General features: G+C 54.7%; 17 protein-coding genes. 8 read left to right on the top strand and 9 right to left on the bottom strand.

The window, feature by feature from the left end; genetic code table 11:
- The first annotated feature begins 4 nt into the window (after nucleotides 1-4).
- The 4 genes from frr to glpX are packed head-to-tail and all read left to right on the top strand — an operon-like array spanning nucleotide 5 to nucleotide 3169.
- Nucleotides 5-562 (top strand): ribosome recycling factor, encoded by a 558-nt coding sequence (gene frr, locus ACWIZX_RS09935; RefSeq protein WP_322793697.1) that lies wholly within the window; start codon nucleotides 5-7, stop codon nucleotides 560-562.
- Nucleotides 563-570: 8 nt separating this feature from the next.
- Nucleotides 571-1311: an isoprenyl transferase gene (locus ACWIZX_RS09930; protein ID WP_448335647.1), complete on the top strand. Its 741-nt coding sequence runs from the start codon at nucleotides 571-573 to the stop codon at nucleotides 1309-1311.
- Complete coding sequence (locus ACWIZX_RS09925; RefSeq protein WP_448335646.1) at nucleotides 1280-2131, top strand: phosphatidate cytidylyltransferase; 852 nt, start codon at nucleotides 1280-1282, stop codon at nucleotides 2129-2131. Before ACWIZX_RS09930 ends, ACWIZX_RS09925 begins: the two co-directional genes overlap by 32 nt.
- Before the next feature lie 51 nt (nucleotides 2132-2182).
- Complete coding sequence (gene glpX, locus ACWIZX_RS09920; RefSeq protein ID WP_448335645.1) at nucleotides 2183-3169, top strand: class II fructose-bisphosphatase; 987 nt, start codon at nucleotides 2183-2185, stop codon at nucleotides 3167-3169.
- A 79-nt stretch (nucleotides 3170-3248) separates the two neighbouring features.
- Here the strand turns inward: glpX and ACWIZX_RS09915 are convergent, their stop codons facing one another.
- The 6 genes from ACWIZX_RS09915 to ACWIZX_RS09890 form a co-directional block, all read right to left on the bottom strand.
- Nucleotides 3249-3959, bottom strand: coding sequence for an SIMPL domain-containing protein (locus tag ACWIZX_RS09915; RefSeq protein ID WP_448335644.1), 711 nt, complete (start codon nucleotides 3957-3959; stop codon nucleotides 3249-3251).
- Between the two features lie 146 nt (nucleotides 3960-4105).
- On the bottom strand, nucleotides 4106-5176 hold the full coding sequence (locus tag ACWIZX_RS09910) for a LiaF transmembrane domain-containing protein (RefSeq protein WP_448335643.1): 1071 nt from the start codon (nucleotides 5174-5176) through the stop codon (nucleotides 4106-4108).
- Nucleotides 5177-5186: 10 nt separating this feature from the next.
- Nucleotides 5187-5822, bottom strand: coding sequence for a hypothetical protein (locus ACWIZX_RS09905; RefSeq protein ID WP_322792755.1), 636 nt, complete (start codon nucleotides 5820-5822; stop codon nucleotides 5187-5189).
- Between the two features lie 27 nt (nucleotides 5823-5849).
- The gene (locus ACWIZX_RS09900; RefSeq protein WP_448335642.1) at nucleotides 5850-6656 is read right to left on the bottom strand and encodes a LiaI-LiaF-like domain-containing protein; all 807 of its coding nucleotides are present in this window, start codon (nucleotides 6654-6656) and stop codon (nucleotides 5850-5852) included.
- Between the two features lie 16 nt (nucleotides 6657-6672).
- A complete protein-coding gene (locus ACWIZX_RS09895) occupies nucleotides 6673-7179 on the bottom strand; it encodes a hypothetical protein (RefSeq protein ID WP_448335641.1) in 507 nt (168 codons plus the stop codon).
- Between the two features lie 327 nt (nucleotides 7180-7506).
- Complete coding sequence (locus tag ACWIZX_RS09890; protein ID WP_448335640.1) at nucleotides 7507-8742, bottom strand: DUF3048 domain-containing protein; 1236 nt, start codon at nucleotides 8740-8742, stop codon at nucleotides 7507-7509.
- 97 nt (nucleotides 8743-8839) lie between these two features.
- Between ACWIZX_RS09890 and ACWIZX_RS09885 the strand changes: the two genes are divergently transcribed.
- Nucleotides 8840-9652 (top strand): DUF2085 domain-containing protein, encoded by an 813-nt coding sequence (locus ACWIZX_RS09885; RefSeq protein ID WP_448335639.1) that lies wholly within the window; start codon nucleotides 8840-8842, stop codon nucleotides 9650-9652.
- Nucleotides 9653-9674: 22 nt separating this feature from the next.
- Nucleotides 9675-10244 carry a DUF4126 domain-containing protein gene (locus tag ACWIZX_RS09880; protein ID WP_448335638.1) on the top strand — a complete coding sequence of 190 codons (570 nt, stop codon included), beginning with the start codon at nucleotides 9675-9677 and terminating at the stop codon, nucleotides 10242-10244.
- A gap of 256 nt (nucleotides 10245-10500) precedes the next feature.
- Here ACWIZX_RS09880 and ACWIZX_RS09875 read toward each other — a convergent pair whose 3' ends face one another.
- The 3 genes from ACWIZX_RS09875 to ACWIZX_RS09865 form a co-directional block, all read right to left on the bottom strand.
- A complete protein-coding gene (locus tag ACWIZX_RS09875) occupies nucleotides 10501-11304 on the bottom strand; it encodes an arsenite methyltransferase (RefSeq protein WP_448335637.1) in 804 nt (267 codons plus the stop codon).
- A 70-nt stretch (nucleotides 11305-11374) separates the two neighbouring features.
- Nucleotides 11375-11929, bottom strand: a complete 555-nt coding sequence (gene sigZ / locus ACWIZX_RS09870) for an RNA polymerase sigma factor SigZ (protein ID WP_448335636.1) — start codon at nucleotides 11927-11929, stop codon at nucleotides 11375-11377.
- Between the two features lie 14 nt (nucleotides 11930-11943).
- Nucleotides 11944-14967: a glycoside hydrolase family 38 N-terminal domain-containing protein gene (locus tag ACWIZX_RS09865; protein WP_448335635.1), complete on the bottom strand. Its 3024-nt coding sequence runs from the start codon at nucleotides 14965-14967 to the stop codon at nucleotides 11944-11946.
- A gap of 387 nt (nucleotides 14968-15354) precedes the next feature.
- Here ACWIZX_RS09865 and ACWIZX_RS09860 point away from each other — a divergent pair, with 387 nt between their 5' ends.
- A complete protein-coding gene (locus tag ACWIZX_RS09860; RefSeq protein WP_448335634.1) occupies nucleotides 15355-15786 on the top strand; it encodes a Fur family transcriptional regulator in 432 nt (143 codons plus the stop codon).
- Nucleotides 15787-15844: 58 nt separating this feature from the next.
- The coding region (locus ACWIZX_RS09855) for a metal ABC transporter substrate-binding protein (protein ID WP_448335633.1) at nucleotides 15845-16343 on the top strand (499 nt) is incomplete at its 3' end.

The following is a 16343-nucleotide window of genomic DNA, read 5'->3' as shown; positions in this document are numbered from 1 at the left end:
TGCGGTGATTAAAGAAACAGTCAAAGATGCCGAAAATCGCATGAAAGGCGCAATCCAATCTTTGGAAGACGATTTAGCGGGCATTCGTACCGGACGGGCAACCCCTGCCCTGATCGAGAAACTGCCGGTGGAATATTACGGTGTACCGACCCCTCTCATGCAACTGGCCAGCATCAGCGTACCCGACGCACGCACCCTGTTGATCAAACCGTTCGATACCTCCGGCCTCAAAGCCATAGAACGCGCCATTATCACCTCCAATCTGGGCCTGACCCCCAACAATGATGGCAAAACCCTCCGGCTGAACCTGCCCCCGTTGACCGAGGAACGCCGGCGAGATCTGGTCAAGCTGGTCAATCAGCGTCTTGAAGAAGCCAAAGTTGCCATCCGCAACGTTCGCCGCGACATACTCAAAGACCTGCGCGATTTTGAAAAAGATAAATTGATCTCCGAGGACGAACTCAAAAAAGGCGAAGACGAACTTCAAAAACTGACCGATAAAATGATCGGCGAAATTGACCGCATCGGAGAAATGAAACAAAAAGAAATCATGGAGTTTTAATACCACTTATGTCTGAAACAGAGGCAATCGCCTCATCCACCTTGACCAAAATCCCCGTCCATGTGGCCATTATCATGGATGGCAATGGACGTTGGGCAGCGGCGCGCGGCTTACCCCGCCTTGCCGGGCATCGGGCAGGCACTGAAAATTTACGCACCATTATCCGGGCTTGTGTCGAATTCAACGTCAAAGTTTTAACCATTTACGCTTTTTCCACCGAAAACTGGGGCAGACCTTCCGAAGAGGTGGAAGGGCTGATGATGATTCTCGAGGATGTGATTGACCGCGAACTGGATGAACTTCATCAAGAAGGTGTCCAGTTGCACCACATTGGTCATCTCGACCGGCTGCCGGAACGGCTGCAAGAAAAAGTCAAACGCGCTGTTGAACTCACCCGGAACAATGACCGCTTAATCCTCAATATCGCCTGGAATTACGGCGGACGGGATGAAATTGTGTGTGCCATTCGCTCCATCGTCAAAGACGGCATTCCACCTGAAGAAATAAACGATGAACTGGTCAGCCGTTATCTGTTTACCGCCGGCATTCCCGACCCGGATTTGATCATTCGTACTTCCGGCGAAATGCGCATCTCCAACTTTTTGATCTGGCAATCCGCTTATGCAGAATGGTACATCACCCAAACCCTCTGGCCTGACTTCAACCGCGAAGAGTTTTTCAAAGCCTTACAAGAATACAGCCAGCGGGAAAGAAGATTTGGAAAACTCTCCGATCAGGTCTGTTGCTGAGAGCAGCGGGGTCACCCTGCGCAGCCGCCTGCTGGTGGCCATCGTGCTCATTCTGGTCGGGGTTACCTTCGTCTCATTGGGTGGGTTGACCTATGCCGCATTTATCAGTCTTCTGTTAGCCATAGCCGCCTGGGAATACTGGCGGCTTTTTTCTCAAGGCGGTTATTTCCCTTCGGCGGTCATGCTGCTGGGTGGCACACTCGTTCTGGCATTCAGCCGTTTTTACTGGGGTTTTCAGTACAGTGATCTCCTCCTGGCTGTGCTGATCTTACTCAGCATGGCGGCTCACATTTTCACCTGTCAGCATGGCTGCACCACCGCCGGCATGGATTTCACCATCACCCTGACCGGCATTTTATACATCGGGTGGATGGGTTCCTATCTCATCTCACTGCGTTTTTTGCCGGATGGTTTGTGGTGGGTCATGCTGACCATTCCCACCATCGCGGTTGGTGATGCCGGCGCGTTTTTCATCGGACGGACTTTTGGTAAAACGCCGCTTGCGCCGCGCATCAGCCCCAACAAAACCCGAGAAGGTTATTTGGGTGGCCTGCTGTTTTCTGTGGTTGGCGGGGTACTTTTTGCTTTACTTTGGGGGCTGCGTTCCTCATTGATCACCCCGCTGCACGGGTTGATTTTAGGTTTGGCGTTAGGTGCGCTCACCCCATTGGGCGATTTGGGTGAAAGTATGCTCAAACGCCAGTTCAACATCAAGGATTCGGGAAAACTGTTAGCCGGTCACGGTGGAGTGTTAGACCGGCTGGACTCATGGCTGTGGGGAGCAGCCATCGGCTATTATCTTATTCTGTGGTTATGGTAAGCGGATTGAACCCCATTCTCAAATCTTATTTCAAAAAGGAGGAACGACCTGATGATTGACTCCAAGCCTACCCGCAACCTGGCACTTGAACTGGTGCGTGTGACTGAAGCGGCGGCACTGGCAGCCGGCCGTTATGTGGGCAGGGGCGATAAAATCGCCGCTGACCGCGCCGCAGTGGATGCCATGCGTCTGGTGCTGAATACCATTCAAATGGACGGTGTGATTGTCATCGGCGAAGGCGAGAAAGACGAAGCGCCGATGCTCTACAACGGGGAACGCTTGGGAACCGGTGAACCTCCACAGGTGGACATTGCGGTTGATCCGATTGACGGCACACGCCCCACCGCCTACGGCCTGCCCAACGCCATTGCCACGGTTGCCCTCGCCCCGCGTGGCAGCATGTTCAACCCCGGACCCATTGTCTATATGGATAAAATTGCGGTAGGTCCTGAAGCCCGCGATGTCATTGATATTGAAGCGCCGGTTGAGGACAACCTGCGGAAAATTGCCAAAGCCAAAGGCGGCAATGTTGAAGACCTGACCGCCGTCATCCTTGACCGCCCGCGCCATGAAGAACTGATCCGCCGCGTTCGAAGGGTTGGCACGCGCATCATCCTCATCCCAGATGGCGATGTCGCCGGCGCCCTGATGACATCCCTGCCGGAAACCGGCATTGACGTGCTGCTCGGCATTGGCGGCACACCCGAAGGCGTGCTGGCAGCCTGCGCATTGCGCTGCACCGGCGGCACGATTCAAGGAAAACTTCACCCGCGCAACGAAGAGGAAAGGCGCAAAGGTGAAGAATTGGGGTACGACTTCAACCGCGTCCTGACCATTGACGATCTGGTTTCATCCGAAGATGTTTTCTTTGCGGCAACCGGCATCACCAACGGCGAGCTGCTTCGCGGCGTAGATTACTACCCCGGCGGCGCCACCACCGACAGCATTGTTCTGCGCGGTCTGACCGGTACCAGCCGGCGCATTATCTCCACCCACCGATTGACCAAACTCTCCAAAATCAGCGCCATTCACTATTGATCCAATTCATCAAGTTAAACATCAACGCCTTCCCCGCAAAAGGAAAGGCGTTGATGTTTATTTTGGGCAGCCGAACGGCTTATTTGATTTCGTAAGTCAGGTTGGCGTCCGCCTGAATGACCAGCTGACCGGCCGCAATCGGGACACTTGAAGAAGCTGCCAACCCACCCTTGGCCTCATACACTGGCATCGGGCCGCCGCTGGAATACACGCTGATGTTCTGCAATTCGCCCAGTGTTACTCCGGCAAGACCGGCAATTTCACCGGCTTTGGCTTTGGCGTCTTCCACTGCCAGGCGGCGGGCTTCAGCCTCAGCCGCGGCGCGATCCTGCACATCAAAGCTGATGCCGTTGATGGTATTGGCACCACCCTGCACCACGGCGTTCAAAATTTCACCCAGTTTTTGCAGCTCTCGCACCTTGACGAAAACGGTATTTTCCACCACATAGGTGATCTTGCCCGGCGCGCCTTCCGGCGTATATTCCTGCTGAGGATAGACATTGAAAGCAGTGGTTTGAATGTCCTCAGCAGCAATCCCCTGCTGTTTGAGTGTATCAGCGATGGTTTGCGCCTGTCGGTTGTTCTGTGCCAGGGCTGTGGCTACATCATCCGCCTGACTGCGTACGCCAATGTAGATGTAGGCAATATCGGGTACCAGATAGACTTTGCCCGTCCCGGAAACATTAATCTGACGCAGCGGCTGGTTTGAAGCCGGTGCGGTCCCAGCGCAGGCCGCCAACAGACTGGCTGCCATTACCAAAATGATGAACAACATCCAACGGTTTTTCATGGTTCCTCCTTATCGAACCTTTATAGTGAGATATATTCCTCTCTTCATGACGTTGAGTGGTTTAAAAAGTTCCCACAAATACAACAGGGAAATGGCTCTGGATCCGCCATTTCCCCACATTTCCCATCACAGCTCACCAGAATTATTTATGGCACCAGCCGCAGGTTAAACACCCCAATCGGTTGTTCGACCTTCAGGCGGATTTGGGCATTTTGGGCATTTGCACCGGGGGAATAAAGATAATTGCCTTCCACCCGAAAATCAGCAGGCGGGATATTGCGGACGGTAATGGCTGTATCTGCCTGAATTTCCACCAGCGCCCCGCGCGGCACCTCAAGCGTCAAATTGCCGATCGGGTTACTGATGACCCCCTCAAACGAATCATCAGCAGATAATGTTACCGTCAGCTGCCCCACCGCTACCGAAGCATTCAAGCGCTCCAGATCAAGACCGCGCAGATCCAGCACCTGATCGCCGGCGCCGGTATTGGTTTCCAGAGTGATCGGAATTTGCCCGTTGAGCTGGATTTGCCAGTTGGGAGATTGAAAACTGCCCGCCCACGGCAGGTACACCACCCCAGAACTGCCCAGCGAATAACTGCCCAATCCATCCTGGACTGCATAACGATCATCCAGCGTCTGCTGGCGGGTCAAGATGACCTGCCCTTCTGCCAGCATTTGAGGACTGGCCGATGACTTCACCAGCAAACCGCCCGCGGGATTGGAAAGACGAACAATGGCACGTTCGGCACCCTGCAGGGGCTGAGCGATGGGCAGCGCCTGCCCCCCAATCACCCCCTGCGAGCTGGCTGCCAGCCAGAACACACCACCAACCACGCCCAGCGTCAGCAAGACGGCCACCAGCGTCACCCAGCGCGAACTGCCGCGGAGGATAATATCCAGTCCGATGGCAATCAAAATCAACGGCCATAAACGCAGCAGCATATTCAATGCATTGCCGGGCAGGTAACCAAAGTTGCTGAGCAGAAATACCGTACCCAACCCGATCGAAAAGACGCCCCACACCCAGCCTTCGCCCCTCAGAATGTGGTCAATCCCACCGATCAGGAAAATCAACGGCCAGAGCCGCACCAAAACAGCCCACGCATCGCCGGATAAAGCGCCCAGCGTGTTCAACAATAAAACAATTCCAACGGCAATCAGCATCAACGGCCAGAATATACTCCGCCGCTCGCGAACAGGTTTCATCTCGCTCATTTCACCCTCCCTAACCACGCCGCAAAGCGCGCACAAACAACACAATTCCCGCCACAATCATCAATGCCGGGATCAAATAGGCCGCCCACTGCACACTGATCCCCATCACAATCAGGGAAAGGATCACCATCACCCCTGCCGGCCAGAGTGCCCAGGTCATCCGTTCTCCACCCGGCCCGGGCAGCAAGTACACCATGCCGAAGGTGGCCCCCAAACCCAGCAGGAACACCCACGCTGCCGAATCGCCCACTATCGGCTCAATCACCAGCATCACAACCAGACTGGCCATCACCCCCGCCGGAATCAAAGCCCACCAAAAGTGGCGATTGAGCAAATAAACCACGATGAAACTGATTCCAATTCCACCCAGCACAAACGCCCCGCCAACCTGTTCGGAGATGGCCGGCGCAATGCGGCTAAAACCAATCAGCGCCCCAATCCCCAGCAGGGTAAAGCCGGGGATGGCAGCCCACCACTGTTTACGGTCATTCAATAACACCGCAAGGAATGCAGCCCCACCCAGCACAAACAAAAACGACCAGAGCAGACCGCTCAATTCAATTTGAAAGACCGCATCCAGCAGCGCAACCAATCCCATCAGGATTAATCCGCCGCCAGCCAGAATACGCCAGTTCATTTTTGACATGATTTTACTCCTTGAACTCAAAAAAATTTATGCGCTGAGGATCTCAATCGAACCCATACCGGCTTCGACTTTGATCTCCACCCGCCGGTCAGCCACATCAAAACCGGGAGTCTCGTAAGTTACCCCATTGTAAGGAAAGCGCTGCGGGTCAATTTTGCTGCCGACAAGTCCGCTTTCCATGTGAATACGGCCGGCCACCCCTTCGGGCACCTTCAACACCACCGAAGCAGCCCCGGCGCGCACATCTACGCGGCAAAAAGGAGACTGAGCCGGCAAAGTCATCTGGGTGGAACTTGCCCCGGTTTCCAGCAGCACCTTTCTGACGTTCAATTCACGCAGGTTGATGAGATTTTCTCCCGCACCGGTGTGAAAGGTCAACTCCAGCGGGATGGTCTGGGTCAGTCGCACGTCCCAGCGCAACCCTTCCTCACCTGCCCATGGAATATCCAGCGGTGTCAACACCGGGTCGGCATTCAACTTTACCCGCAACAGCGAGCCTTCCGGCTGAACCGAATGGCGCACACCGCCAACAAACGATCCTTCCAGCAGCTGAGCAGGCCCAGCGCCAGGATTGACCAGCAGCCGTCCGGCGCCGTGGTTGAATTCAATGCTGGCTTGATCGGCTGCCTGCAGGGGAATGCTGAGATTTTGTACTTCAGCGGAGTTTTGGGTTGCCAGCCGCGGGCGCAATAGAATCCACGCTCCCAGCAGAATCAAGACAAGAGGCCAGAAATAGGTCCACACACTCCACGAAAGCACCCCCAGCGTCTGCAAGAGAAACAATGTTCCCAGCAGAATGAGAATCAGACCCCAAAACAAACGATTACTGCGCATTTTTCACACTCCTTATTTACGGAAATCGAAAACTGGCCAGCAGAAGGCTGGCTTTGGATAACCACCCGGCATGGTCTGCCGTAATGCTCAACATGAAAATTACCCCCGGCAGCAGGTAAGCCGCCGCTACCAGCAGAATACTACCTGCCAGCAGGCCGCGCAGTTGATCCTGGGTGAACTGCCAACCCCTGCCGGTCAGTTTATCCACCCCAATGGTCAACCCCACCAGCGCCAATACAAAAGCAGCCGATTGCACGATACGCTGCCAGACTGCCGGCTGCCAGCGCAAAAGCAGAATGGTGCTGAACAGAAGAAGGGAAAGGGTAAGAAATGCCAGAAAGGTGCGGGCTGGCATGATACTAACGCAAGTGCGCAGCAAATTAATGGCTGCCAGCGCTACAATGCCGCCCAAAACAATCCCGCTGAGCATTCCCACCTCATTCTGAATAACCCACGCCAACCAGCCGGCCGTCAGCCAGAGAATACCCGTCAGGCTCAGAAACGGAAGCAGCAGCCGCTTCATCGGTTTGCTCCTCCGCCAGAGCGGATTCTTCTGGCAGCCTGCAACCGCCGGCAGGATTGGATAAAAAAATTATACGGCAATTTCATACTTAACATACGCAAGAATTGGATTATGGTTGCGTTTTATCCTCGCTGACGACCCGGTGAGGATTGATCTTCCAAACATGTAACCGGTCAGAGGCAAAATATTCCCCAATTGGCGATCCTTAAGTTCCTGAACCACTCAGCAGGGAAATATTTGTAAAATTTAGCAAGGTTAAAAACCTCTGCGCCGCCTTTCGGCGGCGCAGCGTCATCTGAGTTTCAGTTTTATCGCAGTATGCCCAGTTTACCAGTCGCTGACAAACTTAAACCGCCAGGCAGCGCCATCCTGAGTCAGGGTTGTATTGACCGTCATCACTTCAAACCAGGTCTTGCCCGGTTTGAAAGCCACCGGTTTACCCTGCGCATCCACCAGCGTAAGCAGGTCGCTTTCGGTCAAGCGCTGCCACTTGACCTCGAACATTCGCCCATCGCGGAATAAATAAGCCGGGCCGCTGCCGAGAATGCTCATGTCCAGCACTTCCACATCCGGGCGTGGGTCCACCTCATTGTGACGCACCTGAATAATGACCAGATTGTCGGCAGCAATCTGCTGCCCGGTAAGCGCATCAGTGAGGGGGGCATACGCTGCGGCATTGCCATCCGGATCATTGCGGGTATCTGAAAAGCGCAAGTAACGCCCGCTGGCAGGATCATAATCCCAGCGGTTGTAAATCGCTGCCGAAAAACGTACAAACACCTGCTCTGCCGGTTTGCCTCCTTCAGGCAACGTGTAATTGAACATCATTCCGTCCAGATTCGGGCGGGTGTTGTCAATGCCGCGGGCTTTGATCAGGTTTTGCAGTTCAATGGTATTGGCAGCCAGATAATTTTTACCCCTCGGATCAACCCGGCAAACCGCGGGACAGGAAGCGCCGCTTTCCAGCACCAGCCGGCTGCTAAACTCGGAATTGACCAAACGCTGGAAAACCGGCGCATAGGCGTAGCCGAACACGAATATGGGCTTGTACATGCGAATCAAATTGACATCCGAATAGCGCGCCGAGCGGATCGGCATGACCCGTTCGGCATCCTGCCCATAAAACAGCGCCCCAAAGCGCGTTGTGCCGTATTCGGTGTAGAACTCATACACAATATCCGCCAGTGAAAGGCCGGACTGCGGCCGGTCATCGCGCGGCAGATTTTGCACCTTAATCAAAATCGGTCGGCGGTTGAGGATTTGCGGATCAGCCACTTTCAAACCGGTAAGGGGATTGACATCCGCCGGAAAATTGGTCGGGCCGTAACCTTCCAGCGGATAATCGCGGGTGGGGGTGAGGGTGGGCGCCGGCGTTTCAGTGGCGGTTGGTGCAGGGGTGTTGGTAGCCGGCAGGAACGGCGTATCCAGTGCCTTGCGGGTGGCAGTTGCTGCCAGATCAATGGATTGGGTAGGCTGTGTGGTTGGCTGGGGGTTGTTGGTCTGGCAGGCAGCCAGCCCGGACAGCAGGATCAGCATTGCAAAAACAAATCCGATTTTCTTCATGGTTGGGGTACGCCTCCGAAATAAAATCCAGAGTGGATGATACTTAAGAAAGGCACATTTGTACAGGTTAATTTACCCTGCTGTTATAATGGCAGGCATGAAAATCGCCCGGCGATTCGGCCCAAAAGGGCAAATTTACTTGAAAAGTGGTCTGGCGGTATTTGCCCTGCTGGTGTTGACCGTCTGGCTGGCGCTAACCCCGCCCGGCATCCTCGGTAAAGCCGATGCGATAGGCTATGCCGTTTGCCACCGAATTGAGGTGCGCTCCTTCTGGATTGATGACCGCCCAACCCCGCTGTGTGCGCGCTGCTCCGGAATGTATTTGGGTATGTTGACCGGCTTCGTCTTCCAGTGGGTACAGGGTAAACGTTCCGCTCTGCCGCCGCTGCGCATCAGCATCCCGCTCAGCATTTTTTTGATCACCTTTGGGGTGGATGGGTTGAATTCTTATCTTCACTTTTTCCCGCAAGCCCCCACCCTGTACACCCCCAGCAACCTGCTGCGGCTGGCTACCGGCAGCGGACTGGGGCTGCTGGTGGCGGTTATCTTCCTGCCGTTGTTCAATCAATACTTTTGGACACAACCTGACCCACGCCCGGCGCTGGCCAGTTACCGGCAGGTCTTCCTGCTGATGGGACTGGTCGGGCTGGTTTCAACCGCTACCTATCTACAAATTCCCGGGCTGATTACCGTGCTGGCTGTTTTAAGCGCTGCTACCGTCTGGCTGGTGCTGGGCATGTGTTACAGCCTGTTGTGGATGACGGTCTTTCATCTGGAAAATTCCGTTGATTCGCTGAAAAGCGGCTGGGTCATTTTGACAGCCGGTTTCACCACCGCCCTGCTGCAGATTGGCGCGGTGGACTGGCTGCGTTATACTTTAACCGGAACATGGTCGGGGTTTATCTTCTAAGAACCCGTCCAGGGAGATTTACATGATTGAACTGCTGGGAGTATTCACTGCGTTTGGGCTTTCGGCAAGCGCCGGTTTGAATGCTTACATCCCCCTGCTGGTGGTCGCCTTGCTGGCAAAATTCACTGACCTGCTCACCCTCCGCCCACCGTGGGATACGCTTGAATCCTGGTGGATTATCGGCCTGCTGGTTGTCCTTTCATTGATCGAGTTCTTTGCCGATAAGGTGCCGGCAGTCAACCACATCAACGACTTAATCCAAACCTTTGTTCGCCCCACCGCCGGTGCAATTGCCTTCGCCGCCAGCGCCAATGTGATCACGGATGTGCATCCGGTTTTATCCCTGGGGCTGGGGCTGCTGGTGGCGGGCGGGGTTCACGCCGTGAAAACTCTGGCCGTCCGCCCGGCAGTTACCGCCACCACCGGAGGGGCGGGCAACGTACCGGTCAGCATTGCCGAGGATGTGATCTCCACCATCCTCTCCATTCTGGCAGTGGTCGTGCCGGTCATCATTGCCTGTGTGCTGGTATTGGTGACTGCTTACATCATCTGGCGCTGGTACCGCCACACCAGACGCCTAAACGCCGCTTAAGGTTTGGTTCGAATTGCGCCGGCAGGTCAGGATTGGGTAATGGAAGGTAAGACTGAACAGTCCATATGCCGCAAACGGCATTACCGCCAACCAGTCATCCTGACCGGTACCTTTACCCCTTGCTGATTTTTTTACTTGTCATCATGTGAAGCCTTTTCCTGGAAACCAACAAAACAAACCCAAAATTGTGCAATTTTCTAATTGTCACAATTTTGGGTGAATGTTACCCTTAATTTTCAACGCTTTGGGCAGCGCGCTAAGCGGAAGGTTTTTTAGCCTCGATGACTGCCGAAACCACATAATCCTCAATTTTACTTCCCGGCGACCAATCCTTAATAAAGGATTTGCTTTCATTCTTGGGCTGAATCCTGATCTGCACGAACCCTGCTGCCTGTAAAAAACGTTCCAATTCTTGAATTGTGGCTGCCCCGGCTGCACAGGAGGTATAAAGCGTCATATCTTCCTTGAAAATGGGCGGTAATTCCTCAATTGTTACCACATCCGAAACAGCCAGACGGCCACCCGGTTTGAGCACGCGAAAAGCCTCTCGAAAGACCTGATCCTTATCCGGTGAAAGGTTGATCACACAATTGGAAATGATCACATCCACACTGCTATCTGCCACCGGTAAATATTCGATTTCGCCGAGCCGAAAGTCAATTTGGGTATATCCCCCTGTTTGGGCATTCTGTCTTGCCCGGCTGATCATTTCCGGCGACATGTCAACACCAATCACCTTTCCGGTAGAACCGACTGCTTTAGCTGCAAGAAAACAGTCCAATCCTCCGCCGCTGCCCAAATCAAGCACGGTTTCACCCGGCTTGAGAGAAGCAATGGCCTGCGGATTACCACACCCCAGGCCCAGATTGGCCCCTTCGGGGACGCCGGTCAGTTCTTCCGTTGAATAACCCACCGTAAGAGAAATGTTAATCGGGTTATTGGCACTGTCCGATGGGCAACAAGCCGTTGAACAACCACATGCGCTGCCAGCTGCAGCACCGATTTTTCCGTAATTTTCCCTCACTGCAGCACGGATTTTATGCTTTTGATTTTCTTCCATCTTTGCCTTCCTCCAGAATAATTTAGATTCTCAAGATTAAAGACGGAAGAAATTGCAAAAGGACGCAATTTCAATTGCCTTCTTGACATTCATCACAGCGGGGTTCGTAGGCCATTAATTGCCCCCGCACATCAAAATTAAAAACACAACAATCCTCAAACATCTTTCTTAACAGCCTTCGCCCACGCTGCACTCGTGATTTTGCTGCGGATAGCGTAATTTTCTGGCTTTGAGCAATCTGGTTTTGAGGTACACCTTCTATTTCGGATAAGACGATGGCAGTGCGGTATTTATCAGGCAGCGCTTCAATCATGGGCAGTAAACAGCAAGCCAGCTCTTTTTCGACGCTCTCCTCAAATTCAGCTTCCGTCTGCGTAACCCACTCCGGCAAAGGCAGGCTGGGGCGCCTGGCTCGATAATAATCCACGACTGCATTTCTGGTGATCTGATAAATCCAGCTTGGCAGGCGGTTTACATCCTGTAAAGACGACAAATTTGAATAAATGCGCAGAAAGACATCCTGCAAAATATCCTCGCTTGCCATTGGATCATCCACCCGCTTATGGATAAAAGCAAGCAGGCCGGCGCGGTATTGTTCCCAAATTTGCTCAAATTGAACGTCCATTTTTCTGGAGCCTTTTACAATTGCAGCCGGATGGTCTTAATTTCAAAAGGACGGAAATCGAGCGGAATGGTACCGTCTTTGCAGTCAAGCGGTTGAGGCTGCTCCTCCAACAGATTGGTCTGATAGGCTGCCTGCACCGGCAGGGGCGTTTTGAGCGTGCAGCGGGTTGCGGTGCGCATGCCCTCATACAGACGCAGAATGATGTCTTTACTGCCGTCCTCAGCCGGTTTGACCGTTTCAATGACCACATTCTCCGCATCCACTTGAAACAGAGAAAAAGCCTCATCCACCGCTGAGCCTTCCACCACCAGCGGCGGTACATTCAGATCATACGCTTCTCGCAAAATACCGCTTTCCAACAGACTGCCGTTCCAGCAGTATAAAGCATAGGTAAAATACTGCAGTCCGCGGTCGGCGTTCATATCCGGCGCCATGGCCGATTTAAGCAGTGTCAGGTTAATGGTATTGCCGCGCAGACTTAAGCCGTATTTACTATCGTTCAGAACGGCTGCCCCGCGCCCTTCTTCCACCAGCGCCGTCCATTTGTGATTGCACACCTCGAAGCGGTCAGCATCATACTGCCGCGATTGATGGGTAGGACGGCGCAAATGCCCAAATTGAATTTCGCTGACGGCCTCATGCGTATGGATGTTGAGCGGGAAGGCCACTTTGAGCAGTTTATGGCGTTCCTGCCAGTCCACGCAGGTGGAAAAGTCAATCCGCCGGCTGGCGCGGCGCAGGGTGATGACCTGTTCAACGGTAGAATGATGCAACCGGCGGCGCAGGCGCAAACGGGCTGCCGGCCCTGCCTCTATCAGGATTTCCTTTTCAACCGGTTCATCGGTTGTTACCGGCAGCAATTCGGTCATGCTGTCCAGATCCCACGCATCCCATTTGGTCGGTACGTCTTTGTAGAGACACAGGCGGTTGGCAGGCCCGGCCAGCACTTCCCTTTCGGCTTCTTTGTCCCACACACTGACCAGTTCTCCGCGCCGGTTGATTCGGGCGGTCAGCAATTCATTTTCAAGTACAAAGCCCTCATCGGTCTGGATGGCGCGCGCCGCGCTTTGTGCATCCGATTCCACTGCCTGCTGAGGGATTGGCGCCCAGCCGCACGGGGGCAATTCGACTTCCACCTCACCCTGCGAAGTGGCAAACAAAGCCCGCCGCGGCCAGGAAAGCGGATTGAACGCGGCCCGTCCCTTTCCGCTGCCAGCCAGCACCTGCGCCGCCCGCTGAGCGGTTTGCCCGGCTGCCGCCAGAATTTCGGCATAGGTGGCTTCGGCTTCTTCATACACCCGCGCAATGGATGAACCCGGCAGAATATCGTGGAACTGGTTGAGCAGCAAGCCGCGCCACTGCTCCCAGAGAGATCGCGGGGTGAAATCAAATCCGTGCAGTGCACGGGCAGCGCTGGCCCACAACTCCGCCTCGCGCAGTGCAAATTCACTGCGGCGGTTACCGCGTTTGGCACGCGCCTGGGAGGTATAGGTACCACGGTGCGCCTGAAAGTACAGCTCGCCCACATAGCGTTCTTTGGGTAAGCCGTGCGCAAACAGATCCTCAAAAAATTCTGCCGGCGAGGCCATGCGCACCCGCGGCAGACCTTCCAGGTCCTGCACACGGCGGTAGAACTCCAGATGGTCGCGCGTGGGGCCGCCGCCGCCATCTCCCCAGCCAAAGGATTGAATCATCGAATGAATACCGTTCTTTTGCAGGCGGGTGTTCCAGCGTTCCATCAGGTTGCGCGGGCGCATTTCGCTGTTGTAATCGGTGAAGATGTGGGCCGGAATGGCGCTGCCGTCAATCCCTTCCCACCAGAAGAGGTTGTAGGGGAAAGGCTCACCGCCGTTGTAAGCCCAGGTGATTTTCTGGGTCGCAAAACCAATCATCCCGCAGCCCTTCAAAATCTGCGGCAGGGCGCCGGAGTACCCGAACACATCCGGCAGCCACAGCACCCGGCTGTCCACCCCCAGTTCATCACGGAAGAAGGCCCGCCCGTAGAGGATCTGACGAATCAGGCTCTCGCCTCCGCTCAGGTTGGTATCCGCTTCCACCCACATGCCGCCGTCGGCAATCACTTTGCCCTCACGCACCGCCTGCTTGAAGCGGGCATAAATTTCCGGGTAGCACTGCTGCAGCATCCAGTACAAATGCGGCTGACTTTGCAGGAAACGAAATTCGGGGTATTCCTCAAACAGCGAAAGCTGGTTGAGCACTGTGGCGGCTATCTTGCGTTCGGTATGGCGCAGCGGCCACAGCCAGGCCACGTCAATGTGGGCATGACCGAAGGCGAACAGCGTCGGCATGGTTGGGCCGTTGCGCTTTTCCAGCAGCGGCCGCATCCGTTCACGTCCGGCGCGGATGGTTTCCAGCATTTCGGCTTCGGGCAGTTCCGGGTCTATGATCAGCGTAGCGTCCATCAGGGCTTCATCAATCTGGCAGGCACGCAGGCTGAGCGGATCGAGCAGCTGACTGAGTTCAAACAAGGTGGTAAAGTCCACCGCCGCCTGATAGACTTCTTCGCGCCAGATGCCCAACGTTGACTCACCGACCATGCACTGGGTCGGCCCCGGCTCCGGCACGGATTCGACCCCGTGCGGGTAAGGGCCATCCCCGACTGTAATATGACCATGCCCGGCGTAGGATTCGAGCAAGATCTCATAGCGCTGACCGGCAGCCGCCTGCCGCGACAGGGTAATTTCTTTGTGCCCCCACCCAAACGAACCGGCCGCCTGACCGTTGATCCACACCACGCTTTCCACCCCGCCGGGATTGAGGCGGATCACCACCCGCTTGCCTTCCGCTTCAGGCGGAACGGTCACACTGGTACGAAACCAGCCGTATTCCCACTTGGCGCCCCACGGCGTGCCGGGCGGCATGGGCTGAAAGGTGCGCAGAAGGGCCTGCTGGGGGGTAAGATGATCCGTTGTGGCAAAACCTTCCAGTTCAACCGGCTGGAGAGGGTGATAACACGCATCCCAGAGAGCTTTTTCCCACAACTCAACCCGGTGTTTCCACTCAATCGTCAGCGCCATTGTCCGAAACTCCTCTTTGAAATTGAATGACCTCGATTATACAGGTTGGACAGCCAATCCGTCAAAGGAAGTCAAGCGTGCCCCGTGGCTTTCTCAAAGTCGAAAACGGTCAAACAGCAGCCGGCGGGTGCTGACCGATGTCTATTCGGAATTCTCCACTGATGCGTCAAATCGAGCGATTTTGCCCCCTCCTGCGCCCCCAATATCGCTTTGGCGATATTGGGGGAGGCCGGGAGGGGGTCGTTTCGCAACAATTCAAGTTTCGATACAAAATTTCAGGGTTGTCAAGCAACTTTGCGAAAGCCATAAAGGGTGATCGGACCCAAAAATGAGAAATTTTTAACAAAAATCTTGTATTGAAAATCGTTTTCATTTACAATTGCGCTCATGCAACCCCATGACCTGATTGAAGCCTGGCTGGAACAGCTGCAAGCCTCCGGTTATCGCATTACCGAGCCGCGGCGCGCAATCGTCGAATTAATGGCAACCACCACACACGCCCTCAGCCCCATTGAGGTGTATGACAGCGGACGGCGTGATTACCCGCGCCTCGGTCTGGTCACCGTCTATCGCACTTTGGAACGGCTGGAAGAGCTGGGACTGGTTCAGCGGGTTCACATGCCGGATGGCTGCCATCGTTACCTGCGCGCCACGCAGGGGCATCAGCACCTGTTGTTGTGCACCCGCTGCGGGCAGGTGGAGATGTTTGCCGGCGATGATTTGAACGCCCTGACCGAACGGGTCGAGCAGTCTACCGGTTATCGGGTCAAGGATCACTGGCTGCAGTTGTTCGGTTTATGTCCGCGCTGCAACAGTTGAGTTTTTTGACTATAAATTGAAAATGAATATCATTTCTATTAAGAGAGGAGAAACGACGATGAAAAAACTGATTTTCTTTCTGGCGGCGTTTGCCGTAATGATGAGCGCCTGTGCGCCTTCCCCGGCTGCCCCTGCTCCAACTTCGGCTGAAATCCAGCCCTTGCAGGTTGTCGCAACCACTTCCATAGTAGCGGATGTGGTCAGTCAGGTAGGCGGCGAGCGGGTCACGGTCACCACCCTGCTGCCGATTGGTACGGATGTACACACCTACGAACCCGCCCCTCAGGATTTGGCTAAAGTAGCCGAAGCACGGCTGGTATTTGTCAACGGCGCCGGTCTGGAGGAATTCCTTCAGGTGTTGATTGAAAATGCCGGTTCCGCCGACCGGGTTGTGGAAGTTTCCAAAGGAATCGAATTGAAGGACTTTGGGGCGGATACTCACGAAGAGGAAGGCGAAGAACATAATGATGAGGGTGAGGAACCCAACCACGAAGGCGGCGACCCCCATACCTGGGTGGATCCCAACAACGTCAAAATCTGGGTCGAAAATATCCGCG

The sequence above is a fragment of the Bellilinea sp. genome, from assembly GCF_053501535.1.
The sequence above is the reverse complement of the archived record's forward strand: the minus strand, read 5'-3'. Positions and strand labels throughout refer to the sequence as shown.